This window comes from Jannaschia formosa (genome assembly GCF_003340555.1).
Taxonomy (GTDB): domain Bacteria; phylum Pseudomonadota; class Alphaproteobacteria; order Rhodobacterales; family Rhodobacteraceae; genus Jannaschia; species Jannaschia formosa.
Genome location: NZ_QPLJ01000014.1, coordinates 42,390 through 67,333, shown reverse-complemented (window position 1 = coordinate 67,333; position 24,944 = coordinate 42,390). Strand labels below are relative to the sequence as shown.

Sequence of the window (24,944 nt, the reverse complement as noted above, 5' to 3'; positions counted from 1 at the left end):
CCGGAGGCGGATCGCGGGTCGACCCGCGATCGCCCGAGCCTGTGCCGGGGGGCTGTCAGGCGGCGCGCCGGGACGCCTGGGGCTCAGCCCCGGGCGCGCTCCCGCTTCAGCTTCACCATCTTGCGGGTGATGAGCTGGCGCTTGAGCGGCTTGAGGTAGTCGATGAAGAGCTTGCCCTGGAGATGGTCGATCTCGTGCTGGACGCAGGTCGCCCAGAGCCCCGCCATGTCCTCGGTCCGCTCGCGCCCCTCGGGGTCGATCCAGCGCACCGTGACCTCGGCAGGGCGGGTCACGTCGGCATACTGGTCGGGGATCGAGAGGCAGCCTTCCTCGTAGGTGCTGGTCTCGTCCGAGGACGCGAGGATCTCGGGGTTGAACATGGCGAGCGGGCGCGGCGCGGCCCCCTCCTCCTTGACGCAGTCGAGCACGATCAGACGTGTGTCGACTCCGATCTGCGGCGCGGCGAGGCCGATGCCGGGGGCGTCGTACATCGTCTCGAGCATGTCGGCGGCAAGCCTGCGCAGCTCGTCCGACAGGTCGGGCACGGGCTTCGCCACCTGCTTCAGGCGCGGGTCGGGATGGATCAGGATCGGGCGCTTCATCGTGCGGGCCAGATAGTCGCGCCGGGCCGGGGGCGCAACGGGGCGCGGACCATGCCAGCTTGTCACCCCGGCGCGGCGATGCCAAACCCTCCGGGCAAGCGCAGGAGAGCCCCATGACCGCCGATCCCCGTTTCGACCAGATCATCGACCGCCGCGGCAGCCATTGCGTCAAGTGGGACGGGATGGAGACGATCTACGGCGTCTCGCCCGAGGACGGGCTGGCGATGTGGGTCGCGGACATGGACTTCCGCCCGCCGAACTGCGTGATCGAGGCGGTGCAGAAGCAGGCCGAGCACGGGATCTTCGGCTATTTCGGCAATGACGTCCCCTATCGCGACGCGATCCGCTGGTGGATGAAGGAGCGGCACGGCTGGGAGGTGGACCGTGACGCGATCTTCACCACCCACGGGCTGGTCAACGGCACCGCGCTCTGCGTCGATACCTGGACCGCGCCGGGGGACGGGGTCGTCCTGTTCACCCCGGTCTACCACGCCTTCGCCAAGGTGATCCGCGGCAACGGGCGCCGCGTCGTCGAATGCGAGCTTGCCTACGAGGACGGGCGCTACACCCCGGACTTCGACGCCTGGGACGAGGTGATCGCGCGCGAGGGCGCGACGATGGCGATCCTCTGCTCGCCGCACAACCCGAACGGCCGGGTCTGGACGCGCGACGAGCTGGAGGGCTTCGCCGCGCTGGCGAAGCGGCACGACCTGACCCTCGTCTCGGACGAGATCCACCACGATCTGGCCTATCCGGGCCAGGCCCATATCCCCATGGCGCGGATCGAGGGCATCGCCGACCGGCTGGTGATGCTGACGGCGCCGACGAAGACCTTCAACATCGCCGGCTCGCACACGGGCCAGGTCATCGTCCATGACGAGCGGCTGCGGGCGCAGTTCGCGCAGAAGATGCTGGGGCTCGGGCTCTCGCCCAACTCCTTCGGGCTGTTCATGACGATGGCCGCCTACTCGCCCGAGGGCGCGGCCTGGGTCGACGACCTGATGGTCTATCTCGACGGCAACCGGAAGCTGTTCGACGAAGGCATCGGCGCGATCCCCGGCCTGCGCTCCGTCCCGCTGGAGGCGACCTATCTGAGCTGGGTCGATTTCGAGAACACCGGCCTGCCGCGCGAGGACTTCACCGCCCGGGTCGAAAAGGAGGCGAAGATCGCCGTCAACCACGGGCCGACCTTCGGCAAGGGCGGCGACAGCTTCCTGCGGTTCAACATCGCCACGCCCCGCGCCCGGGTCGAGGAGGCGGTGGCGCGGATGCAGAGGGCGTTCGGCGACCTGCAATAGGGGCCATGCCAATCGCCCCGGACTCGGCAATGACCGCGCCTTTACGCCGCGCCTCCTCTGGGTTCGGTCGCGCGCAGGCCTAGTTCTCCGGCACCCGCCCGGAGGAGCCTGCCTTGCCCGACACGCCCGATTTCGGAAAGCCCGTCGCCGTGCCCTCGGGCCGGCTGAGCCGGATGGGGCGGCTGGGGCGCATGACGCTCGGCGTGGCGGGGGCGATGGCGGCGGGCGGTGCCGCAGAGCTGGCGCGCGGCCGGCGCCCCGTTTCGCGCGAGCTGCTGCTGACGCCCGCCAATCTGCGGCGCATCGCCGACGAGCTGGCGCGGATGCGCGGAGCGGCGATGAAGATGGGGCAGCTGCTGTCGATGGACACCGGCGAGATGCTGCCGCCCGAGCTGGCGCAGATCATGGCCCGGTTGCGGGCCGAGGCCGATTTCATGCCGCCCGCGCAGCTCAAGCGCGCGCTGGCGGCCGAGTGGCCGTCGGACTGGCTGCGGCACTTCGCGCGGTTCGACGTGCGGCCGATCGCGGCGGCGTCGATCGGCCAGGTCCACCGCGCCCGGCTGAAGGACGGGCGCGACGTGGCGGTGAAAGTGCAGTATCCCGGCGTCGCCCGCAGCATCGACAGCGACGTGGCGAATGTCGCGGCGCTGGTCCGGATGTCGGGCCTCGTCCCGAAGGGGTTCGACCTCGGTCCTTACGTCGAGGAGGCGCGGCTGCAGCTCCATGCCGAGACCGATTACGGGGCGGAGGGAGCGCATATGGCGCGCTTCGCCGGTCTGCTCGCCAGCGATTCCCGCTTCGTCGTGCCCGAGCGGCACGAGGACTGGACGACGGGGCGCGTGCTGACGATGTCCTATCTCGACAGCCGTCCGCTGGAGACGCTCGAGACGGCGCCGCAGGCGGCGCGGGACGCGGCGGCGGGCGCGCTGCTCGACCTGCTCTTCCGGGAGCTGTTCGAGTTCGGGCTGATGCAGACCGACCCGAACCTTGCCAACTACCGTGTCGAGCCGGACGGGGGCCGGATCGCGCTGCTCGACTTCGGGGCGACGCGGGCGCTGGGGCCACGGACGGTCGCGCTCTACGGCGAGTTGCTCGGCGCCGGGCTTGCGGGCGACGCGGCGGCGCTGGAGGTCGCGGCGCGCGGGATCGGGTTCCTAGACGACACCGTGCGGCCCGCGGACGCGGCGCATATCCTCGGGATGATGGAGACGGTCTTCGCGCCGCTGCGCGCCGGCAGCTACGATTTCGCCGATCCGACATTGTCACGGCAGCTGCAGCGCGACGGCATGGCCCTGGCCGAGAGCGGCTTCGTCCCCCCGCCCCTGCCGGTCGACGCGCTGTTCCTGCAGCGCAAGATCGCGGGGCTGTTCCTGATCTGCACGAAGCTGCGCGCCCGGGTGGACGTCGCGGCCCTGTTGAGCCCGCATCTGCGGAGGGGGATGGTACCAGCGCCCCGGCTCGAACGGGGGACCTCCTGATCCACAATCAGGCGCTCTAACCAACTGAGCTACGCCGGCACGGGTCCGGCCATAACGAAGCCGCGCCAGGGGCGCAAGGCCCCGAGCGGGGAGCAGACGTCCGATTTCCGCCGCCCCCGAAGCGGCAGATCAAGTCGCGGAGACCGGCGCCGACGTCCGGCGGCCCCGAGACCCGGCCCAGGCTGGCCCCGCGACGCGCGAGGACGCCGCACCATCCGATCCCGGTCGAGCTCCGGACAATCCGTGCGCCCTGCTGACGTGGCGGTGTCCGGGATACGCAAGCTTGTTCCCGACCGGGCGCGTCCCGACGCGGCAGAGCGCCCAGCCTGCGGCCGGGGGTCCGGGGGCGTCCCCCGGCGCTCGGAGCCGGGCGCGACGGGTTCCGCTTCTGCGCTCCCGTGGGAGGACGCTCGTTTCCCGATCGCGGCGGCTCCGACTCGCGCGAGTCGTTGAAGGTATTTTCCGTCCGGAAGGCCCCTGCCCCCAGCGCGCGCCGGCAAGCCGGGATCGGCCGCGCAGCGCCGTCGGGCCGGGCGCATCGGCCGCCTCGCAGGCGTTCCGGCACTCGACGGGGGTCAGGGGGGCGCCCCCTGGCGCCCCGGGGCTGACGGCGGGTTTACCTCGGGCGCGAGACCCCTACTGTGCGCGCGACCGCAACCTTCCGAGGCACCGCATGCGCATCGTCCCCCTGGGCCCGAACGACAGCATCTCCGAGATCATGCTCGGCACCATGACCTTCGGCACGCAGACATCCGAGGCCGATGCTCACCGGCAGATGGACATGGCTGCCGAGGCCGGCGTGACCTGGCTCGACACCGCCGAGATGTATCCCGTCAACCCCGTCACGAAGGAGACGCTCGGCCTGACCGAGCAGATCGTCGGCCGCTGGTGCGCGCAGGGCGGGGCCGGGCGGCTGCGGCTGGCGACGAAGCATCTGGGGCCCGGCGGCTATGCAGGCCAGATCACCGCCGAGACCATTCCCGCCGCCATCGAGGGCAGTCTGAAGCGCCTGCAGTCCGAGACCATCGACCTCTACCAGCTGCACTGGCCCAATCGCGGCTCCTATCACTTCCGCCAGAACTGGAGCTACCGGCCCGAGGGGGACCGCGACGCGATCCTGCAGAACCTCGCCGACTGCACGGGCGCCCTGGAGAGGGAGGTCGCGCGCGGCACGATCCGCGCCTTCGGCCTGTCGAACGAGACCACCTGGGGGCTCGCGCAATGGCTGCGGCTCGCCGGGGATGGCGGCGCGCGGCCCGTCGCGGTGCAGAACGAATACTCGCTGCTCTGCCGCCTCGCCGATACCGACCTGGCCGAACTGATGCATCACGACCAGGTCACGATGCTGGCCTTCTCGCCGCTCGCCACCGGGCTTCTGACGGGCAAGTACCAGGGCGGCGCGATCCCCGAGGGGTCACGCAGGTCGATCAACGAGGGGCTGGGCGGGCGCTGGTCCGAGCGGGTGGAGCCGACCGTGGCGGCCTATCTCGACCTCGCCCGGGAGCATGGGCTGGACCCGGTCCACATGGCGCTGGCCTGGCTGCAGACCCGGCCCTTCGTCTGTTCGGCGATCCTCGGCGCGACGACGGTGGCGCAGCTGGAGCACGGGCTGAAGGCCGCCGGCATGGATCTGTCGGAGGAGCTTGTCGCGGCCATCGACGAGTTGCATCGGGCGCATCCGGCGCCCTATTAGACCGTTGGCGCGCGGCCGCCTGCTGCGGTGCACGGGTCGGGCGCCGGGGCTCCGCCCCGGACCCCGGAGTATTTTCGGCCACAGGAAGGGACGCGCGGTTCGAGACGATCCTGGGGGTCAGCGCCAGAGGCGCAGGGCGCCCACCGCGATGTCCGCCTTGAAGGCCCGGCCGACGGCGAGGATGCCGAGGCGGCGGAGCTGGGCCGGGTCGAACGCGGCTTCGGTCCGGTGAGGCGCGAAGGCGGACCAAGGAGCGCGGAGGGTGCGCCATTCGGGCGACGCGTCGAAGGCGAGGCGGAAGCTCTGCCACGGCCGGGTCAGGGCCGTGGTGCGCAGGCGGAGGTCGTAGCCTTCGCCGTTGCCGAGCACGTCGATCTCCAGCCCCGCCCAGGCGGCGGGGTCCGAGCCGTCGGGCAGGTCGGCGGCGAGCTGGATGAAGCCGCCGTCGTTCTCCGTCGAGACATCTCCGGTGAGGCGGGTGGCGTCGACCCCCGCCAGGGTCTCGCGCGTCATCCGTCCGGTCGAGACGCCGCCCATCACGCCGTCGGCCACGTAGCCCCAGTCGAGCGCGAGGGGTGTCGTCGCCTCGGCGGCGGGCACGGCGCCCGGCCGGGTCGAGACGGCGGCGAAGGTGAGGAGGTCGCGGCGGGTCATGGGGCGGAGCTAGCCCGCCTGCCGGACGGGTCGATGGCCGTCGGGGCCGGATGTCCGGGCGGGTCGGCACCTGAGAGGCGGCCCGGTCGGGGGTCTGGCTTCGCGAAGCGCCAGGTCCGGCATTAGAGCGCCGGGCGCGGGCGCTCGCACCGGTGCGTCGGGCTAGCCGCCCTCGAGCAGGCGCCGCGCCACCGGGACGTCGACCTCGCGCCCCTGGGCCAGTGCCTCGCTGTCGAGCCGGTCGACGAGGCTGTGGGCGGCGGCGAAGCTGCGCTCCATGCGCGGCAGGAGATACTGCACCAGCGCCGGGCGCGGCGCGATCTGGCGGTCGGCGAAGAGCTTCAGCAGCACCGCCTGCAGGAGCGCCTCGTCCGGCTCGCCCAGCCGGGCGGGCGTCAGCGAGGCGAGCCGCGAGGCGAGGTCCGGCAGCCGCACGCCCCAGTCGGACGGCGCCCGGCGGCCGGTCACGAGCAGGCCCTGGCCGGCCGCGGCCAGCGCGTTCCAGAGGTGGAAGAGCGCGCGCTCCGCCTCGTCGGACAGGGCGCGGTCCACATCCTCGACGGCCACGGGCGCCTCGGCCAGGGCGGGCACGTCGGCGACGCGCAGAGCCTGCGCGGCAACGAGCCGGGCGACCGCGGTCTCGGCCCAGGCCGCGGCGAGATGGGACTTGCCCGCGCCCTCGGGACCGGTCAGCGCCAGCCGCCCGTCGGGCCAGTCCGGCCAACGGTCGACGAGCGCCAGCGCCGTCTCGTTGGCGGGCGAGGACATGAAGTCCGCGCGCCCGCGCGCGTTGAGCCGCGGCAGGTCGATGGCGGTCTGGCGCGGGGTCACTCGGCAGCGTCCCTCGTCTCGGCGCGAGGCGCGGAGGGCGGCAGGTCGGCCTGGGGGTCGGGCGGGACGTCCTGGCCGAGATAGAGCAGGCTCTCCTTGTAGTTCCGGATCATGAAGCGCGTCAGCACGCCCAGCACCGCCGCCACCGGGACGGCGACCAGCATGCCGACGAAGCCGTAGATCGACCCGAAGACCGACAGCGCGAACAGAAGCCAGACGGGGTGCAGCCCGACGCTGTCCCCGACCAGCTTGGGGGTCAGGACGTTGCCTTCGAGGAACTGGCCCGCGACGAAGATCGCGGCGACAATGCCGATCGAGGTCCACTCGCCCCAGAACTGGAACAGCGCGAGCCCGATGGCGAGCCCGCCGCCCACCAGCGCCCCGACATAGGGGATGAAGGTGATGAGCCCCGCGACCGCGCCGACGACCAGTCCGAACTGCAGGCCCACCGCCATCAGCGCGACCGAGTAGAAGGTGCCGAGGATCAGGCAGACCGTCCCCTGCCCGCGCACGAAGGAGGCGAGCGTGTCGTCCACCTCGCGCGCGAGGGCGCGGATCGTCTGGACATGGTCGCGCGGCAGCATCTCGTCGAGGCGGGCGATCATGTCGTCCCAGTCGAGCAGCAGGTAGAAGGCCACGACCGGCACGACGACGATGAAGAGCAGCGCGTTGACGACGCCGAAGACACCCGCGACCAGCTGCTGCGCCAGCTCTCCGCCGCGGGCGCGCAGGGTCTCGCCCAGGTCGGCCAGGCCGGTGCGGACGATGCCCCCTTCCTCGACGAGGTCCGGGAAGCGCAGGGTGAGCCAGTCGCGCAGCGCCTCGAAGTAGTCCGGGGCGGCGCGCACCAGCGCGGAGGCCTGCTGGATCAGGGTCGGGATGACGAAGGCCACGAGCAGGACGAGCCCCATGACGGCGACCAGCGTGATCGCCGCCGTCGCGGCCCAGCGCGGCAGGCCGAGCCGCTCCAGCCGGTCGGCAAGCGGGTCGAGGATGTAGGCGATGGCGCCGCCGACGAGGAAGGGAAGGAGGATGGGGCCCAGCACCCAGAGGATGGCGAGGAAGGCTACCGCCGCCAGCCCCCAATACGTCACCTGTTGCCGAACCGGCAGCGCCATGACCCTGTCCTCCGTGGTCCCCGCAAGGAGATGGCGACGTTCGGAACGGGACGCAAGCCCGGCGGGCGCACCCGCCGCGGGCCTCAGGCCAGCCGTGCCTTCACCATCGGACCGACCTTGCCGAAATCCATCTGCCCCGGATGCCGGTCCTTCAGCACCGCCATCACGCGGCCCATGTCGCGCAGGCTGCTCGCGCCGGTCTCGGAGATGGCGCCGGAGACGGCGGCCTCGACCTCGGTCTCGGAGAGCTGCCGGGGCAGGAACTCCTCAATGACCTTGATCTCGTCCTGCTCCTGCTGGGCGAGCTCCAGCCGGCCGGCCTCCTCGTAGGCGCGGGCGCTTTCGAGCCGCTGCTTGACCATCTTCGCGAGGATCGCGGTGATCTCGGCATTGCCCACCGTCTGCGACTGCGGCCGAAGCGCGATGTCCTGGTCCTTGATCGCGGCGTTGATCAGCCGCAGCGTACCCAGACGCAGCGCGTCCTTGTCGCGCATCGCGGCCTTGAGCCCGGAATTCAGCCTGTCGCGCAGTTCCATGGATCGTCCTTCATGACGCGGATCGAAACGCCGCCTTACCCGAAGCGCGCCCGGCCCGCAATCTCCGCGAGGCGGCGGCGCCTTGACGCCCCCGGGCCACGCTCCTAAACGCGGGGGCGTTTGCCCGCCCGCTGCCTACAGGATCCGACCATGGCCAAGACCCCGACCGCCTGCCTCGCCCTCGCCGACGGGACGATCTTCCTCGGCCGAGGCTTCGGCGCGGCCGGCACGGCGGTGGCGGAGCTGTGCTTCAACACCGCGATGACCGGCTATCAGGAAATCATGACCGACCCCTCCTATGCGGGGCAGGTCGTGACCTTCACCTTCCCGCATATCGGCAATACCGGCATCACCCCCGAGGACGACGAGACGGCCGACCCGGTCGCCGCCGGCATGGTCGTGAAGTGGGATCCGACCGAGCCGTCGAACTGGCGCGCCACCCGCGATCTGGAGGACTGGCTGGCCGCGCGCGGCCGGATCGGGATGGGCGGCGTCGACACCCGCCGCCTGACCCGCGCCATCCGCCAGCAGGGTGCGCCGCATGTCGCGCTGGCCCACGACCCGGATGGCAGGTTCGACATCGAGGATCTGGTCCGGCAGGCCCGCGCCTTCCGGGGGCTGGAGGGGATGGACCTGGCGCGCGAGGTGACGACCGCGCAGTCCTATCGCTGGTCCGAGACGAAATGGGCCTGGCCCGACGGGTTCGGCACGCTCGATGCGCCGAAGTTCAAGGTCGTCGCCATCGACTACGGCGCCAAGCGCAACATCCTGCGATCGCTCGCCCATGTCGGCTGCGACGTGACCGTCCTGCCCGCGACCGCCACCGCCGAGGATATCAAGGCGCTGGAACCCGACGGCCTGTTCCTGTCAAACGGACCGGGCGACCCGGCGGCGACCGGCGAATACGCCGTGCCCGCCATCCGCGAGATGGTCGAGAGCGGGCTGCCGGTCTTCGGGATCTGCCTCGGCCACCAGATGCTGGCCATGGCGCTGGGCGCGCGCACGGTGAAGATGAACCACGGCCATCACGGCGCCAACCACCCGGTCCAGCGGCGCGCCGACGGCAAGGTGGAGATCACCTCGATGAACCACGGCTTCACCGTCGATGCCCAGAGCCTGCCCGCGGGCGTGGAGGAGACGCATGTCTCGCTGTTTGACGGGTCGAATTGCGGGATCCGGCTGTCGGGCAGGCCGGTCTTCTCGGTCCAGTACCACCCGGAGGCGAGTCCGGGGCCGCATGACAGCGCCTACCTGTTCGACGAGTTCGCCGCGGCGATGGCGGCGGCGAAGGGCTGACGCTTCCACCTTTTGAACCGGGGGCGTTAACCGGCGGTTAACCCTGCTCGCGGGATAGTGGCGCCGTCTCAACCGCAGGGCGCCCATGTCCTCGCCGTCCTTCACCGCCCCCCGCGGTCCCTCCGGGCCGCCAAATGACGCGCCCACCGGCGACGCGGGCAAGCGGGCGGTCTTCTCCTTCCCGGCCGAGCCGCGCCGCCCCAACGTCTTGGCCCGCCCCACGGCGCCGGAGACGCCCCCGGCGCGCCGACCCTCGCTCGCCAGCGTGCTGGAAGCCCAGAAGGCGCTGTCGGATACGGCGCTGGCCCGCGCCCGGCTGGCGCTGGGCGAAACCAATGTCGATCTCGCCGCGCTGCTGGTCCGGACCGGGCAGGTCACCGAGGCGCGCGTCACCCGGGCGCGCGGCGCGCGCTACGGCATGGGCGAGGTCGGCCCCGTCCCCTCCGACCAGCCGGGGCTGGACGCCTGGGCCGCGCGGCTGCCCCTGCGCACGGTGCTGGCCCATCGCGCCCTGCCCTGGGCGCGCGTCGGCGGGCGCAGCCTGATCGCCGTCACCCGCCCCGACCGGATCGACCCGCTCCGCGCGGCGCTGCCGGACTGCTATGGCCCGTGCCTCTTCGCCATCGTCTCGGATACAGAGTTCGACGCGCGGCTGGGCCAGCTTCACGGCGCGGCCCTGGCGCGCGCCGCGGAATGCCGCGTCGCCCGCGGCGAGAGCTGTCGGAGCCTGACCGCGCGGGGCGGCGCGACGATGCTGGCTCTGGGGCTGATCGCGCTGCTGGCGCTGGTGCTGGCGCAGCCGGCGGCGGCGCTGCGCTGGGCCACGGCGGTGGGCGTCGTCGTGCTGGTCTGCAACACCGGGCTCCGGCTCGCCGCCGGGCTGGCGATGCGCCGGGCGCGGCGGGAGGGGGGCGCCTTCGTCTCGGTCCGTCCCGCGCGTGGGGCGGCGCGGCACCTGCCGACGATCTCGATGCTGGTCCCGCTCCACGACGAGCCGGCCATCGCGCCCGCCCTGACCGCGCGGCTGTCGCGCATCGACTACCCGCGGGAGCGGCTGGACGTCATCCTGGCGGTCGAGGCCGGGGACGTCACGACCCGCGCCGCGCTGGCCGCCGCCGGCCTGCCTCCCTGGATGCGGGTGATCCCCGTGCCCGACGGCCAGCCCCGCACCAAGCCGCGGGCGCTCAACTACGCGCTGACCTTCGCGCGCGGCTCGATCGTCGGCGTCTGGGACGCCGAGGACGCGCCCGCGCCCGACCAGCTGCGCCGCGTCGCCGCCCGCTTCCGCACGGCACCGCCCGACGTCGCCTGTCTGCAGGGGCTGCTCGACTACTACAACCCTACGCGCAACTGGCTGTCGCGCTGCTTCACGATCGACTACGCCAACTGGTTCCGGCTGGTCCTGCCCGGCATCGCGCGCCTCGGCCTGGTGGTGCCGCTGGGCGGCACCACGCTGTTCTTCCGGCGCGCGGCGCTCGAATCCATCGGCGCCTGGGACGCCCACAATGTCACCGAGGACGCCGATCTCGGCATCCGCCTCGCGCGGCGCGGCTTCCGCACCGAGATCCTCGACACGACCACTCTGGAGGAGGCGAATGCCCATCCCCTCGGATGGATCCGCCAGCGGTCGCGCTGGATGAAGGGCTATGTCCTGACCTGGGCGGTGCATGCGCGCCATCCGGCGCGGCTCTGGCGCGATCTGGGGACGAAGCGCGTCCTGGGCTTCCATCTGCTGTTCGGCGGCGCGGTGCTGAACGCGCTGCTGGCGCCGGTGATGTGGTCGACGGCGGTGATCGCCTTCGGCGTCGCGCATCCGATCCTCGCCTGGCTGCCGGAGGGGCAGGCCTGGCTGCTGTGGCTGTTCTACCTCTCGATCATGCTCGCCAATATGGCGCTGGGGGCGGCGGGCTGCGCCGCGCCGCATCACCGGCATCTGCGCCGCTGGGTTCCGACGATGGAGGCCTATTTCCCGCTCGCCTCGATCGCGGTCTGGAAGGCGCTGGCCGAGATCGTCCTGCGCCCGTTCCACTGGGACAAGACCGCCCACGGCGCCTACGGGGGCGCGCGCGCCGCCGAGGAGATCGACGCGCTGCACAACGGTCTGGCCGTCCCGCTCGACCGCAGCCGGGCGACCTGACGCGCCCGCCGCTCGACCATGAGGAAGGGCCGGTCGCGCACGGGGACGCCCCGCCCGCACGGGCGGAGCGAATAGGGGATTAAGCTTCCTGCGGAACCGGCATAACTGAGCGGAATGTCCACTCCGCCGCCCCCATCCGCGCCGCCCCTCGCCCTGCTTGTCGCGCTCGCCACCAGTTCGATCATGACGCTGAACATGGTGCTGCCCTCGCTGGGCAACCTGGCGAGCAGCTTCGAGCTTGGCTTCGGCGCGGCCAGCCTCGTCGTCTCGGCCTACATGTTCACCACGGCCGCGTTGCAGGTGGTCGTCGGGCCGCTCTCGGACCTCTACGGACGCAGGCCGGTGATCCTCGTCTCGCTGGGCCTGTTCGTGATCGCCTCGCTGGGCTGCGCGCTGGCGCCGAACTTCGCGATCTTCATGGCCTGCCGGATCCTGCAGGCGGCGGTGATCTCGGCCAACGTGCTGGCGCGGGCGATCGTGCGCGACACGGCGCCCCCGCACGAGGCGGCGGCGATGCTGGGGACGATCGGCATCACGCTGGCGTTGGGCCCCATGCTGTCGCCGATGGTCGGCGGCCTGCTCGACGGCGCCTTCGGCTGGCGCGCCACCTTCTGGGTCTTCACCGTCGTGGGCCTCGCCCTGCTGGTCTGGTGCGCCCGCGCCCTGCCCGAGACCGCGCCGCTGGAAGGCCGGGGCATCGTCGCGCAGGTCCGGTCCTACCCCGCGCTGCTGCGGGACGGGTCGTTCTGGTCCTACACGCTCTGCATGGGTCTCTCCTCGGGGGTGTTCTTCGCCTTCCTCACCTCGGCGGCGGCCTTCGCCTCCGAGGTTTGGGGCATGTCCGAGGCGCTGCTGGGCCTCTGCCTCGGGGTGCCGCCGGTGGGCTTCATGCTGGGCAGCTTCCTGACCACGCGGCTCAGCCGCCACTATCCCGGGGCGCGGCTGATCCTCGCGGGGCGGATCGTGACGCTGGTCGGCATGGCAGGCGCCGCGACGGGCTGGGCGCTGGGCGCCTCGGGCCCGGTCGCCTTCTTCGTCTGGATGCCGCTGGTCGGGGTCGGCAACGGCCTGACCTTCGCCTCGGCGACGGTCGGGACGCTGGCGGTGCCCGGCCGGCTGGTGGGCGCGGCGGCCGGGCTGTCGGGCGCGATGGTGCTGGGCATCGCGGCGGCGATGACGACCGTCACGGGGGCGGCGCTGGGCCACCCGCCCGATGCCGGGCTGGCCTTCGCGCTGCTGGTCGGGCTGGCGCTGGCCGCGCTGCTGGCCGGGCTTCCGGCGATCCGGCGGGACTGGAACGGGATCGTGCGCCCCTCTTGAGACGGCAGCCGCGATCTCCTACCTTTCCCCTACGGCCCAACCCGAAGGAAGCGCCCGATGTTCTCGATCCCCGGCCAGCCCCCCGTCACCGTGACCGACGCCGCCGCCGCGCAGATCGCGCGCCTCATGGCCAGGCAGGACGCCGCCGGCCTGCGCATCGGCGTCAAGAAGGGCGGCTGCGCGGGCATGGAATACACGATGGACTACGTCCCCGAGGTCGAGCCCCATGACGAGGTGGTCGAGGTCGCGGGCGGCGCCCGCGTGATCATCGCACCGATGGCGCAGATGTTCCTGTTCGGGACCGAGATCGACTACGAGACGTCGCTGCTCGAATCGGGCTTCCGGTTCCGCAACCCGAACGTCGTCGATGCCTGCGGCTGCGGCGAATCGATCAAGTTCGACGAGAAGCTGGGCACGCCGTCCTGATCTGCTAGACCCTCCCCCGACAACAGGAGGGTTCTCATGCCGCAGAAATACGCCGCCGGAAACTGGAAGATGAACGGTCTGGTCTCGGACCTGACCGAGGTGCTGGAGATCGACAAGGGCGTCGCCGGCCTGTCCTGCAAGACGATCATCTGCCTGCCCGCGACGCTGATCTACGCCGCCGACGGCGATCCGCGCCAGCATGTCGAGATCGGCGGCCAGTGCTGCCATTCCGCCCCTTCGGGCGCGCATACGGGCGACGTCTCGGCCGAGATGCTCTTCGAGGCGGGCGCGACCTATGTCATCGTCGGCCATTCGGAGCGGCGCGCCGACCACGGCGAGACCGATTCCGACGTGCGCGCGCAGGTCGGCGCCGCCTGGCGCGCGGGGCTGGTCGCGATCCTCTGCATCGGCGAGACGCTGGAGCAGCGCGAGGCGGGCGAGACGCTGTCCGTGCTGATGGGCCAGCTCGACGGCTCGCTGCCCGAGGGGGTGACGCCCGAGGCCCTCATCGTCGCCTACGAGCCCGTCTGGGCCATCGGCACCGGCAAGGTCGCCACGCCCGAGCAGGTGGCCGAAGTGCATGACGCGCTGCGCGAGAAGCTCGGGCCGGAGATCTCGCTGCTCTATGGCGGCTCGGTCAAGGCGGCGAACGCGGCGGAGCTTTTCGCGCTGACCAATGTGGACGGCGCGCTGGTGGGTGGGGCGTCGCTGAAGGCGGCCGATTTCGTGCCCATCGTGAAGGCCCTGTCCGACAGCTGACAGGCGTCGGGGCGGCCCCGGTCAGGAGGCCGCCCCGTTCTTCTTCTTCCCGTAGGCTGCGCCGGTCAGCGGTTGGCGACCGCCTCGCAATAGGCCGCGTCGAGCGCGTTGGCCCCGCCCCCTGTCGCGCAGTTTATCTGTGGCCCCATGACGTTGTTGGGCAGCCAGGTCGAGATCGACGGGATGTAGGTCACCATGATCAGGAAGATGAAGAGCACGCCCAGGAAGGGCGCGGCGGCCTTCACGACGGCCATCATCGGCATGTTGGCCACGCCCGAGGTCACGAAGAGGTTCAGGCCGACCGGCGGCGTGATCATTCCGATCTCCATGTTGACCACCATGATGATGCCCAGATGGATCGGGTCGATGCCGAGTTGCAGGCCGATCGGGAAGACCAGGGGTGCCACGATGACCAGCAGGCCCGATGGCTCCATGAACTGGCCGCCGATCAGCAGGATCACGTTGACCACGATCAGGAAGGTGATCGGGCCCAGCCCCGCCGAGAGCATCGCCTCGGCGATGTGCTGCGGGATCTGCTCGTCGGTCAGGACGTGCTTCAGGATCAGCGCATTGGCGATGATGAACATAAGCGTGACCGTCAGCTTGCCCGCGTCGAGAAGCGTCCGCCGCGTGTCCGGGTGCCAGAAGGCGGTGACTACCGCCCAGGGCGCCTGCGCCAGTGACCTAGGCGTGCCCTCGACCGGGCCGGCGACGGCCGCGGACAGCGACTGGGCGCGTTTCGCCGCCAGCGGACCGATGTCGCGGTACACGAACATGGCGACGAAGAAGGCGTAAATCGCCGCCACCGCAGCCGCTTCGGTCGGGGTGAAGACCGCAGGCATCAGGGGCGGGATGCCGTAGATGCCGACCATGATGATCACGATCAGCATCAGGCCCCAGAACGCCTCGCGGAACGAGGCGAAGACCTCGCCCCAGCCGGCGAACTCGCCGCTCGGCATGTCGCGGATGCGGGCGAAGACATAGATCGCGATCATCAGCAGGAAGCCCGCCATCAGGCCCGGGATCACGCCGGCGAGGAACATGCGTCCCACGGACACGTCCGTCGCCGAGGCGTAGACGACCATGACGATGGAGGGCGGGATCAGGATGCCCAGCGTGCCCGCGTTGCAGATGACGCCCGCCGCGAACTCCTTGGTGTAGCCGGCTTGGGTCATCGCCGCGATGACGATGGTGCCGATGGCGACGACGGTCGCGGGAGACGACCCCGAAAGCGCCGCGAACATCATGCAGGCGAAGACGCCCGCGATGGCGAGGCCGCCGCGCAGGTGCCCGACGCAGGCGATGGAGAAGCGGATGATCCGCCGCGCGACGCCGCCCGTCGACATGAAGGACGAGGCGAGGATGAAGAACGGGATCGCCAGCAGCGTATAGTGCCCCGCCATCGCCTGGTAGAAGCTTTGCGCGATCGAGGCGAGCGAGGTGTCCGAGAAGGCCAGCAGGAAGAAGATAGAGCTGAAGCCCAGCGCCACCGCGATCGGCACGCCGATCAGCAGCAGGCCGACGATCATGACGAAGAGAAGGACGACTTCCATGGATCAGGCCCTCCCGGCCGGGGGCTGCGCGCCGAGATAGGGGTCGTCGGTGCGGGCGGTGCGGCCGGCCTCTTCGACGACGTCCTCGACCTCGTGGCTGACGATCAGGCTGGAGCGGGTGCCGCGCGCGATGGCGATGACGGCCTGGATCACGCGGAACAGGATGAGCGCGCAGCCGACGGGCAGGATCACGTAGGGCACGACGCGCGGCAGCTTCGGATAGACCTCGCCCTGGTTGATCAGCGGCTCGAGCCAGCCGAACAGCCAGCGCATCGGCGGGACCTGATCGGTGACGAACCAGGCCTGGTCGCGGGTCTGCTCGAACCCGGTCGGGAACCAGCGCCCCGAGGTGCGGTCGAGCGCGGCGAAGGGCGCCCAGTAGTCCCAGGCCCCCTTCATCATCAGGATGGCGTAGAAGATCGTGACGCCGCCGGCCAGCAGGGCGCAGATGCGCTGCCCCCGGGACGGGAGCGCATTGGTCAGGGCGTCGACCCCGAGATGCGCGGTGATCTTGAAGCCGTAGCTGACGCCGAAGATGACGAGCCACGAAAACAGGATGAGGATGACCTCGAGCGACCAGATGATCTGGCTGTTGAAGACGTAGCGCAGCACGACGGCGACGAAGGTCAGCAGCGTCATCAGCCCCAGCAGAAGCGCGATGGTCGTCTCTTCGAGCTCGTGGACAATGCGGCCCAGACGCCCCTTCGGTTCGTATTTCTCGGCCATGTCCCCTCCCCGGCGCATGCGGCAGGCCGGAGCCCCGCGAAGGGGCCCCGGCGGTGATGTCGTCAGCTTCCGCCGTTGAAGCTCACGGCGGCGTCGATGTTCTCCTGGCCGACCTCGTCCGCGAACTGCTCCCAGACGGGCTTCATCACCTCCACCCAGGCGGCGCGCTGCTCGGGCGTGAGCTGGCGGATGGTGCCGCCGGCGTCGATGATGGCCTGCTTGGCCTCCTGGTTGACCGCCTCCGATTCGGCATTCCGGGAGACGGTGACTTCGTCGACGATGGTCAGGAACTGCTCGCGCACGTCCGGCTCCAGGCTGTCGAGGAAGTCGGTCGTCGTCACCAGCAGGTAGTCGATCACGCCGTGATTGGTCTCGGTGATGCCGTCCTGCACCTCGAAGAACTTCTGGCCGTAGATGTTGGACCAGGTGTTCTCCTGCCCGTCGACGACGCCGGTCTGCAGCGCGCCGTAAACCTCGGCGAAAGCCATCGGCTGCGGCGAGGCGCCCAGCGCGTTCATCTGCGCGACCAGGACGTCCGAGGGCTGCACCCGGATCTTCAGGCCCTGCATGTCCTCGGGCATCTCGAGCGGCCTGTTGGCGCTCATCTGCTTCATGCCGTTGTGCCAGTAGCCCAGGCCCTGCAGGCCCTGACGCTCCATCATGCCGAGCATGTTCTGGCCCGTCTCGGAAGCCTGGAACGCATCGACCGCGTCGATGTCGTTGAACAGGAACGGCAGGTCGAACAGCCGGTAGGCCCGGGTGATCGATTCGAACAGCGACAGCGAGGGCGCGGCCAGCTGCACGTCGCCGCGCAGCATCGCCTCGACGACTTGCTCGTCGGTATAGAGCGTGGAGTTCGGGAAGACCTCCATGCACATCGTCCCATCCATCTCGGCGTTCACCCGATCCTGCAACTCGGCCGCGGCGAGCCCCTTCGGGTGGCGGTCGGTGTTCGTCACGTGGCTGAACTTCACCACGATCTCGCCGTCGTCACAGTTGGCGAGGGCGGCCTGCCCCGTCAGCGTGAGGGCGAAGGCCGTGGCGGCGGTGGTCAGCAATCTCATCTCATTTCCTCCCTTGGCGCCGCTTCCCGGGCGCATCGTGGGGGGATCGTAGCGATTGACGGGCCGGCCTCAACAAAATCTTGCGGCGCGCGGCCAATTGACCTGTCCTCGTGGCGCGTTTCCGGCCCTTGCGGAAGGTTTGCGCCGGATCGGCCGGCGCGATGCCTGTTCGGAAGGCCATGCGCCGCGCTTGACGCGCCTGCCCGCCCCGTTCACCGAGCGGGCATGCGCCGCATCAGCCAATCCCCGACCAACCCTGCCTTCGTGCAGGACCCCTATCCGTTCTACGACCGGCTGCGCGGCCTCGGGCCGCTGGCCTGGTGGGACGAGTACGACATGCCCGTGGCCTCCTCTCACGCGGTGGTCTCGGCGTTGCTGCGCGACCGGCGGCTGGGGCGAGAGGATCCGGCGCCGCCGCCCCGCCCCGCCCACCAGGCCGCCTTCTGGGCCGTCGAGGACCATTCCATGCTGGAGCTGGAGCCGCCGCGCCACACGCGGCTGCGCGCCTCGGTCCTGCGCGCCTTCACCTCGCGCCGCGTGGCCGCCCTGGCCCCCGACATAGAGGCACTGGCCCAAGCGCTGATCGACGGTTTCCCCCAGGGCGCCTTCGACCTGCTCGACGCCTTCGCCCGCCCCCTGCCCGTCCGCGTCATCGCCCGCCTGCTGGGCGTGCCCGAGCGCGATGCGCCGCGCCTGCTGGCCTGGTCCAACGCGATGGTGGGCATGTATCAGGCCGGCCGCGACCACGCGGCCGAACTCGCCGCCGCGGCCGCCGCGGCCGAATTCACGGCCTATCTGGACGAGGTCTTCGCCGACCCGCCCGACGGGCTGATCGCCGACCTGCTGCGGGTCGAGGCGGAGGGCGGCCTGACCCGGCCGGAACTGACCGCGACCTGCATCCTGCTGCTCAACGCCGGGCACGAGGCGACGGTGCACACGCTGGGCAACGGCCTGGCCGGGCTGATCCGGGCGGGGCTCTGGGGCCATGCGGTCGACGACGCGCTCGTTGAGGAGGTGCTGCGCCACGACCCGCCGCTGCATCTCTTCACCCGCTACGCGCTGGAGGACATGGAGCTTCACGGCCATCCGCTCAGGCGGGGCGAGAAGGTCGGCCTCCTGCTTGCCGCCGCCAACCGCGATCCGGCGGCCTATCCGGACCCCGCGCGCTTCGATCCGCGGCGCTTCCCGGGCGCGCCCGCCCCGGTCAGCTTCGGCGCGGGGCTGCATTTCTGCCTCGGCGCGCCGCTCGCCCGGCTGGAGCTTCGGATTGGCCTCGGCGCGCTGGCCAGACGTTGCCCGCGCCTCGTCACGGAGAGCCCGCCGCGCCATGCCGACATCTACCATTTTCACGGGCTCGAGGCGTTGCGCGTCCGCGCCGACTGAACCGGAGCGGCGCTTCGGGGGTTGGTCCGTCGACATATCGGAGGACCATCATGCGCCCGCTCATCGCCGCCCTGCTTCTCGCCGCCGCCCCTGCCATCGCGCAGGACGTCCCGCAGGATTTCGACTGCCCGCCCGACATCGCCGCCGATAGCCCGCGATGCGTGCCCGAGGCGGGGCTCGCCGCGCAGGTCTATTCGATCGGCGACGTGCTGGACGAGGACGTCCCGCTCGATCCCGCCGACCGCGAGAACATCCCGCCGCTGGAAGAGGACGAGGCCTTCGCCGTGCTGGGCGACCAGTTGCTGCGCGTCGAGATCGAGACCCGCCGCATCCGCGACGTGCTCGACATCGTGCCCGTCGAATAGGCGTCAGCACGCCGCCCGCAGCCAGTGCCGGGCCATCGAGCCGCCGGCTTGGAAGCCGCCTGCCGTCACCTGGTCCAGGTCCAGCGGCGCCCGGGTTGCGGCGTCCTACAGCGCGGCGAAGGCGAAGGCCGTGTCGCCGCGGCGCCCCGTCTCTCGCCGGCCCCGAGAGAGGCGCTGTCATCTCGTGCCGTCGCCGGCGGTGCGCCGCCGATCCCGGGCCGGGCGCGACGGCACCCCTTGGAACCGGGGCGGCGAAGGGCAGTTTTGCCGGCGCAGAACCCGGAGCCGACATGACCCGCATCTTCCTGATCGCCCTTCTCCTGGCCGCGCCGCCGGTCTTCGCCCAAGGCGCCGGCAATGGCGGCTGTCCGCCCGGTCTGGCGAAGAAGTCCCCGCCCTGCGTGCCGCCGGGTCAGGCGACGAAGGCCTATTCGGCGGGCGACCGCTATCTCGGCGACGGGCGGGTGGTGCGGCGCGGCGACTACGGCCTGCCGCCGCTGCGCGACGGCGAGGCCTGGGTGCGCGTCGGCGACAGCATCCTGCGGCTCGACCGGGAGGAGCGGATCATCCTCGACGTGGTGCAGCTGTTTCTGGAGTGAGCGCGGCGCCCCCTTGACGCAACGTAAACCGCTTCCCACATCGACGTTGTCCGCAACCATCGATGATCGGAGGTGTCCATGTTCGCGAACAATGTCGGCATGATCGACCGCGCCCTGCGGGTTGTCATCGGCCTCGCGCTGATCGCGGGCTTCTGGCTGATGCCCGAGGCTGGCGCCTGGCGCTGGGCCTTCTGGCTAGGCCTGGTTCCGCTCCTCTCGGGCCTCGTCGGCCATTGCCCGGTCTACAGCGTGCTGGGCTGGTCGACGCGCCGAGACGGCCCCGGCGGCAAGACGCCGGCCTGACCCCCGGACGGCCCGCCGCGAGGCGGGCCGCTTCTCACTCCGCCGCCACGCGACGCGCCTGCAGCATCGGCTTGAGGTAACGCCCGGTATGGCTGGCCTCGACCTCGGCGATCTGCTCCGGCGTGCCGGTGGCGACGATCTCTCCGCCCCCATCGCCGCCTTCAGGGCCGATGTCGATGACGTGGTCGGCGGTCTTCACGACGTCGAGATTGTGCTCGATCACGACCACCGTGTTCCCGCTCTCGACCAGTTCGTGCAGCACTTCCAGCAGCTTGCGCACGTCCTCGAAATGCAGGCCCGTAGTCGGCTCGTCCAGGATGTAGAGCGTCCGGCCCGTGGACCGCTTCGACAGCTCCTTCGACAGCTTGACCCGCTGCGCCTCGCCGCCGGACAGCGTCGTCGCCTGCTGGCCGACCTTGATGTAGCCGAGGCCCACGCGCATCAGCGCGTCCATCTTCTCGCGGATCGACGGGACGGCCTGGAAGAAGCCCTGCGCGTCCTCGACCGTCATGTCGAGAACGTCGGCGATGGACTTGCCCTTGAACCTGATCTCCAGCGTCTCGCGGTTGTAGCGCGCGCCCTTGCAGGTCTCGCACTCGACATAGACGTCGGGCAGGAAGTGCATCTCGATCTTGATGACGCCGTCGCCCTGGCACGCCTCGCAGCGCCCGCCCTTGACGTTGAAGCTGAAGCGGCCGGGCTTGTAGCCGCGCGCCTTCGATTCCGGCAGCCCGGCGAACCAGTCGCGGATGGGTGTGAAGGCGCCGACATAGGTGGCGGGGTTCGAGCGCGGCGTGCGCCCGATCGGCCGCTGGTCGATGTCGATCACCTTGTCGAGATGCTCCAGCCCCTTCACCGTCTCGCACGGAGCAGGCGTCTGGCGCGCGCCGTTCAGCTTCATCGAGGCGGTCTTGAACAGCGTCTCGATGGTCAGCGTCGACTTGCCGCCGCCCGAGACGCCGGTCACGGCGACGAACTTGCCCAGCGGATACTCGGCGGTGACGCCCTTGAGGTTGTTGCCGGTGGCGTTGACGACCTTGATCTTCTTGCCGTTGCCCTTGCGGCGCGTGGCGGGCACCGCGATCTCGCGTCGGCCGGCAAGGTAGTCGCCGGTGACCGAGGCGGGGTTGGCGGCCAGGTCGGCGGGCACGCCATGGGCCACCACCTGCCCGCCATGAACCCCCGCGCCCGGGCCGATGTCGAAGACGTAATCGGCCTCGCGGATCGCCTCCTCGTCATGCTCGACAACGATGACCGTGTTGCCCTGGTCGCGCAGGCCCTTCAGCGAGGTCAGCAGCCGGTCGTTGTCGCGCTGGTGCAGCCCGATCGAGGGCTCGTCCAGCACATAGAGCACGCCGGTCAGGCCCGAGCCGATCTGCGAGGCAAGCCGGATGCGCTGGCTCTCGCCGCCCGACAGCGTCCCGGCGTTCCGGCTGAGCGTCAGGTATTGCAGCCCCACGTTGTTGAGGAATCCCAGCCTCTCGCGGATCTCCTTCAGGATCGCGCGCGCGATCTCCTGGTTCTGCTTCGAAAGTTGCCCCGGCACCGCCTCGACCCAGTCGAGCGCCTCGCGGATCGACATCTGCACGACCTCGCCGACGTGCAGAAGCCCCGCCTCGGGCGAGCCGATCTTGACCGCCAGCGCCTCGGGGCGCAGGCGGAAGCCGTCGCAGGCGCCGCAGGGACGGCTGTTCTGGTAGCGCTCGAACTCCTCCCGGATCCAGGCCGAGTCGGTTTCGCGGTAGCGGCGCTCCATGTTGGGGATCACGCCCTCGAAGACGCGGCTGACCTCGTAGATGCGCCCGCCCTCGTCATAGCGGAACTTGATCTTCTCGGAGCCGGAGCCGCGCAGGAAGACCTGCTGGATCTTCTCCGGCAGATCCTTCCACGGCGTCTTCTGGTCGAAGCCGTAATGGGTCGAGATGCTCTGGATCGTCTGGGTGAAGTAGGGCGACTTGCCCTTGTTCCACGGCGCCAGCGCCCCCTTGGGCAGGGTCAGCGTGACGTCCGGAACGACCAGCCGCTCGTCGAAGAACAGCTCGTGCCCCAGCCCGTCGCATTTCGGGCAGGCGCCGAAGGGCGCGTTGAAGCTGAACAGCCGCGGCTCGATCTCGGGGATGGTGAAGCCGCTGACGGGACAGGCGAACTTCTCGGAGAACGTGTGCCGCTCCGGATCCCCCTCCTTCGGCGCGGTCTCCAGGATGGCGATGCCGTCGGCCAGATCCAGCGCCGTCCGCAGCGAGTCCGCCAGCCGCGTCTCCAGCCCCTCGCGCACGACGATGCGGTCGACCACGACGTCGATGTCGTGGCGGAACTTCTTGTCGAGCTCGGGCGGGCTGTCGAGGTCGTGGAACGTCCCGTCGACCTTCACCCGCTGGAACCCCTGCTTGCGCAGCTCCAGCATCTCCTTGCGGTACTCGCCCTTTCGGTCGCGGACGATGGGCGCGAGAAGGTAGCCGCGCGTTCCCTCCGCAAAGCCCATGATCCGGTCGACCATGTCCTGCACCTGCTGGGCCCGGATCGGCTGTCCGGTGGCGGGCGAATAGGGCGTCCCCGCGCGGGCATAGAGCAGCCGCAGGTAGTCGTAGATCTCGGTCACCGTGCCGACCGTCGAGCGGGGGTTCTTCGACGTCGTCTTCTGTTCGATCGAGATCGCGGGCGAGAGGCCGGTGATGTGATCCACGTCCGGCTTCTGCATCATGTCGAGGAACTGGCGCGCATAGGCCGAGAGCGATTCGACGTAGCGGCGCTGCCCCTCGGCATAGATCGTGTCGAAGGCCAGCGACGACTTCCCCGAGCCCGACAGGCCGGTGATCACCACCAGCTGGTCGCGCGGAATGTCGACGTCGATGCCCTTGAGGTTATGCTCGCGCGCACCGCGGACCTCGATGAACTTCTGCTCGGCCATGCCAGCCCCCGAACCTTGCCAGACACGTTACCTAGGGGCCGCGCCGCGCCATGCAATCCGCACCGACGCAGCGTCCCGCCCGCGCGGAGAACGTTCAGTGAACGCCTAGCACGTCCCCGTCCGTCGTGCCAGCCGCCTGTCGCCCCGACCAGACCCCGAGCGCGAGGCCCAGCGCCGCCACCCCGACGCCGCTCCAGATCACCGCCTCGATCCCGAACCCGGCCCAGATCGCCGCCAGGATCGGCGTGCCCGAGACGGTGCCCAGATTGCCCAGCTGGGCGATGGCCCCGGTGGCGCGGGCGCGGTCGGCGGGGGCGGCGTTCAGCGCCGGGATGGCGGCGAAGCTGGCCCCCGGGATGAGCCCCATCGCCGCGAAGGCCAGCGGCAGGGCGCCCGGCAGCGCGACCGCCGCGCCGGCGAGGCCCAGCGCGGTGCCGGCGAAGCCCGCCGCCGTCACCTGCCAGGGCGCGAAGCGGCGGCAGAGCGCCCCGCCGAGCAGCGTGGTCAGCAGGGTGACGATCGGCAGGCTCGCCGCCAGCCTGGGCCGGTCGAGGCCCGGCGGCAGCAGCGCCACCAGCGCCACGAAGAGGAAGGTGTAGGGCCAGAACCCCAGCGCCGGCGCGACCGTGCGCATCCGCGCATAGATCGCCCGGTGCGTGGACAGCGGGTTCAGCGAGATCGGCGTGCGCGGGATCCGCGGCACCAGCCGCCAGAGCGGCACCGCCAGCGCCAGCAGCGCCGCCCCGTGCAGCGCGAAGAGCAGTGGCAGCCCCCCGGCCGCGAGGATCGGCGGGAAGATCGCCGCCGAGACCGCCAGGGACGCCCCGAAGAACACCGCCCAGAGCCCCATTACCAGCGGCCGGTCGCGCTCGCTCGCCGCCGCTGCCATCAGCGGCGGGCCTGCCACGACGAGCGCGAGATGCGCCAGCCCCTCGACCGCGCGGCTGGCGACGAACCACCAGTAGCCCGGCAGCGCCGCCTGGATCAGCGACATCGCCCCGCCCAGCAGCAGCCCGGCCAGCAGCGTCCGCCCCGGCCCGAAGCCCGCCGCGACCCCGCCCGCCATGGCGCCCAGGACCAGGCCCATCAGCCCGACCAGCGAGACCAGCGGTGCTACCTGCGGCAGCGGCCTGCCGAAGGCGGCGGCGGTCTCGGGCAGGGTCAGCGCGATCTTGCCGAACTGCGCCGCGGCAAGCAGGCCGCACAGGAAGACGAGCAGGACGAGGGACCAGGAGGTGCGTTCCATGCGCCCGCATTGGCATCGAAGCCGGTCCGGGGCCAGCCCCTCCGGACGGGGGAGCCGGGCGAAACCGTCGGCGGGCCGATGACATCGCCCGGAATTTTTGGGACTCGCCCCGGTCCCGCCGGTTATACTCCCGGGACCTTCGCCGCCTTGCCGGGGCGGCAGACACTCCGGATGGGGATGCCATGGACCGATCCTTCGACCGCCTCGTCGAGACCCAGATCCGCAAGGCCCTGGCCGAGGGCAAGCTGCGCGGCCTCTCGGGCGAGGGGAGGCCGCTGCCCGACCGTTCCGGCGAGGCCTTCACCGACATGGCCACGGCGGTGGCGACCCGGCTCATGGCCGAGGCGGGCGCGCTGCCCGAGGAATTCCGGATCCGGAAGCTGCTGGAGGCCGCGAAGCAGAGCTACAGGAACGCGGAAGGCGCCGCCGAGAAGCGCGCCGCCATGGCCCTTGTCGCCGAGCTGGAGCAGCGCTACCACATCGCCGTCGAGGCGAGACGGCGGTTCATGGCGCCCTGACGCGGACCCGCCGCTTCGCGCGCAGGCGCAAGATCCGGACACGCTGCCGTCCTTCCGCCCCGGCACAACGCGACGCCGCAGGCGTGAGCCATACCCTTGCCCGTCACATCTTCGCAAATACTCACGGCACG

At 71.0% G+C, this 24,944-nt stretch carries 23 protein-coding genes and 1 tRNA gene; 13 read left to right on the top strand and 11 right to left on the bottom strand.

Annotation, left to right across the window (positions count from 1 at the left end; genetic code table 11):
- Positions 1 to 83: 83 nt before the first annotated feature.
- Positions 84 to 602 (bottom strand): peptide deformylase, encoded by a 519-nt coding sequence (gene def / locus DR046_RS14670; protein ID WP_115383196.1) that lies wholly within the window; start codon positions 600 to 602, stop codon positions 84 to 86.
- Between the two features lie 113 nt (positions 603 to 715).
- On the opposite strand from def, the gene DR046_RS14665 reads away from it, so the two are divergent.
- Both DR046_RS14665 and DR046_RS14660 read left to right on the top strand, forming a co-directional pair.
- Positions 716 to 1,900, top strand: a complete 1,185-nt coding sequence (locus DR046_RS14665; RefSeq protein WP_115383145.1) for a MalY/PatB family protein — start codon at positions 716 to 718, stop codon at positions 1,898 to 1,900.
- Positions 1,901 to 2,013: 113 nt separating this feature from the next.
- Entirely contained in the window at positions 2,014 to 3,378 is a 1,365-nt protein-coding gene (locus DR046_RS14660; RefSeq protein WP_245190953.1) for an ABC1 kinase family protein, read from the top strand.
- On the opposite strand, the gene DR046_RS14655 is transcribed toward DR046_RS14660, so the two are convergent.
- Positions 3,341 to 3,417 (bottom strand) — tRNA-His (locus DR046_RS14655). The genes DR046_RS14660 and DR046_RS14655 overlap by 38 nt on opposite strands.
- Positions 3,418 to 4,051: 634 nt before the next feature.
- Here DR046_RS14655 and DR046_RS14650 point away from each other — a divergent pair.
- Complete coding sequence (locus DR046_RS14650) at positions 4,052 to 5,071, top strand: aldo/keto reductase (RefSeq protein WP_115383144.1); 1,020 nt, start codon at positions 4,052 to 4,054, stop codon at positions 5,069 to 5,071.
- A gap of 117 nt (positions 5,072 to 5,188) precedes the next feature.
- On the opposite strand, the gene DR046_RS14645 is transcribed toward DR046_RS14650, so the two are convergent.
- The 4 genes from DR046_RS14645 to DR046_RS14630 form a co-directional block, all read right to left on the bottom strand.
- On the bottom strand, positions 5,189 to 5,725 hold the full coding sequence (locus tag DR046_RS14645; protein WP_115383143.1) for a CIA30 family protein: 537 nt from the start codon (positions 5,723 to 5,725) through the stop codon (positions 5,189 to 5,191).
- Between the two features lie 162 nt (positions 5,726 to 5,887).
- The gene (locus DR046_RS14640) at positions 5,888 to 6,556 is read right to left on the bottom strand and encodes a P-loop NTPase family protein (protein WP_245190952.1); all 669 of its coding nucleotides are present in this window, start codon (positions 6,554 to 6,556) and stop codon (positions 5,888 to 5,890) included.
- Positions 6,553 to 7,674 (bottom strand): AI-2E family transporter, encoded by a 1,122-nt coding sequence (locus DR046_RS14635; protein WP_115383142.1) that lies wholly within the window; start codon positions 7,672 to 7,674, stop codon positions 6,553 to 6,555. The genes DR046_RS14640 and DR046_RS14635 overlap by 4 nt, the downstream gene beginning before the upstream one ends.
- Before the next feature lie 83 nt (positions 7,675 to 7,757).
- A complete protein-coding gene (locus DR046_RS14630; protein ID WP_115383141.1) occupies positions 7,758 to 8,210 on the bottom strand; it encodes a GatB/YqeY domain-containing protein in 453 nt (150 codons plus the stop codon).
- A gap of 150 nt (positions 8,211 to 8,360) precedes the next feature.
- On the opposite strand from DR046_RS14630, the gene carA reads away from it, so the two are divergent.
- The 5 genes from carA to tpiA all read left to right on the top strand — a co-directional run bounded on the left by carA (position 8,361) and on the right by tpiA (position 14,148).
- Positions 8,361 to 9,506: a glutamine-hydrolyzing carbamoyl-phosphate synthase small subunit gene (carA, locus tag DR046_RS14625; protein ID WP_115383140.1), complete on the top strand. Its 1,146-nt coding sequence runs from the start codon at positions 8,361 to 8,363 to the stop codon at positions 9,504 to 9,506.
- A gap of 85 nt (positions 9,507 to 9,591) precedes the next feature.
- Positions 9,592 to 11,643: a glycosyltransferase gene (locus tag DR046_RS14620; protein ID WP_115383139.1), complete on the top strand. Its 2,052-nt coding sequence runs from the start codon at positions 9,592 to 9,594 to the stop codon at positions 11,641 to 11,643.
- A gap of 114 nt (positions 11,644 to 11,757) precedes the next feature.
- On the top strand, positions 11,758 to 12,963 hold the full coding sequence (locus tag DR046_RS14615) for an MFS transporter (protein WP_115383138.1): 1,206 nt from the start codon (positions 11,758 to 11,760) through the stop codon (positions 12,961 to 12,963).
- 57 nt (positions 12,964 to 13,020) lie between these two features.
- Positions 13,021 to 13,389: a HesB/IscA family protein gene (locus DR046_RS14610; RefSeq protein ID WP_115383137.1), complete on the top strand. Its 369-nt coding sequence runs from the start codon at positions 13,021 to 13,023 to the stop codon at positions 13,387 to 13,389.
- Positions 13,390 to 13,425: 36 nt separating this feature from the next.
- Positions 13,426 to 14,148, top strand: coding sequence for a triose-phosphate isomerase (gene tpiA, locus DR046_RS14605; RefSeq protein WP_115383136.1), 723 nt, complete (start codon positions 13,426 to 13,428; stop codon positions 14,146 to 14,148).
- Positions 14,149 to 14,213: 65 nt separating this feature from the next.
- Here tpiA and DR046_RS14600 read toward each other — a convergent pair whose 3' ends face one another.
- The 3 genes from DR046_RS14600 to DR046_RS14590 all read right to left on the bottom strand — a co-directional run bounded on the left by DR046_RS14600 (position 14,214) and on the right by DR046_RS14590 (position 17,491).
- A complete protein-coding gene (locus DR046_RS14600; RefSeq protein WP_115383135.1) occupies positions 14,214 to 15,701 on the bottom strand; it encodes a TRAP transporter large permease in 1,488 nt (495 codons plus the stop codon).
- 3 nt (positions 15,702 to 15,704) lie between these two features.
- Entirely contained in the window at positions 15,705 to 16,427 is a 723-nt protein-coding gene (locus DR046_RS14595; protein ID WP_115383134.1) for a TRAP transporter small permease, read from the bottom strand.
- Between the two features lie 62 nt (positions 16,428 to 16,489).
- The gene (locus DR046_RS14590) at positions 16,490 to 17,491 is read right to left on the bottom strand and encodes a DctP family TRAP transporter solute-binding subunit (protein ID WP_115383133.1); all 1,002 of its coding nucleotides are present in this window, start codon (positions 17,489 to 17,491) and stop codon (positions 16,490 to 16,492) included.
- Between the two features lie 225 nt (positions 17,492 to 17,716).
- On the opposite strand from DR046_RS14590, the gene DR046_RS14585 reads away from it, so the two are divergent.
- From DR046_RS14585 to DR046_RS14570, 4 genes are all read left to right on the top strand, one after another.
- A complete protein-coding gene (locus tag DR046_RS14585) occupies positions 17,717 to 18,874 on the top strand; it encodes a cytochrome P450 (protein ID WP_115383132.1) in 1,158 nt (385 codons plus the stop codon).
- A 50-nt stretch (positions 18,875 to 18,924) separates the two neighbouring features.
- Positions 18,925 to 19,239: a hypothetical protein gene (locus DR046_RS14580; RefSeq protein ID WP_115383131.1), complete on the top strand. Its 315-nt coding sequence runs from the start codon at positions 18,925 to 18,927 to the stop codon at positions 19,237 to 19,239.
- 290 nt (positions 19,240 to 19,529) lie between these two features.
- Positions 19,530 to 19,838: an excinuclease ABC subunit A gene (locus DR046_RS14575; protein WP_245190951.1), complete on the top strand. Its 309-nt coding sequence runs from the start codon at positions 19,530 to 19,532 to the stop codon at positions 19,836 to 19,838.
- 78 nt (positions 19,839 to 19,916) lie between these two features.
- Positions 19,917 to 20,141 (top strand): YgaP family membrane protein, encoded by a 225-nt coding sequence (locus DR046_RS14570; protein WP_115383130.1) that lies wholly within the window; start codon positions 19,917 to 19,919, stop codon positions 20,139 to 20,141.
- Positions 20,142 to 20,175: 34 nt separating this feature from the next.
- Here DR046_RS14570 and uvrA read toward each other — a convergent pair whose 3' ends face one another.
- Both uvrA and DR046_RS14560 read right to left on the bottom strand, forming a co-directional pair.
- Positions 20,176 to 23,049, bottom strand: a complete 2,874-nt coding sequence (uvrA, locus tag DR046_RS14565) for an excinuclease ABC subunit UvrA (RefSeq protein WP_115383129.1) — start codon at positions 23,047 to 23,049, stop codon at positions 20,176 to 20,178.
- Between the two features lie 94 nt (positions 23,050 to 23,143).
- Entirely contained in the window at positions 23,144 to 24,295 is a 1,152-nt protein-coding gene (locus DR046_RS14560; RefSeq protein ID WP_115383128.1) for an MFS transporter, read from the bottom strand.
- Positions 24,296 to 24,477: 182 nt separating this feature from the next.
- Between DR046_RS14560 and DR046_RS14555 the strand changes: the two genes are divergently transcribed.
- Positions 24,478 to 24,813 carry a DnaJ family domain-containing protein gene (locus DR046_RS14555; RefSeq protein WP_115383127.1) on the top strand — a complete coding sequence of 112 codons (336 nt, stop codon included), beginning with the start codon at positions 24,478 to 24,480 and terminating at the stop codon, positions 24,811 to 24,813.
- Positions 24,814 to 24,944 lie beyond the last annotated feature (131 nt).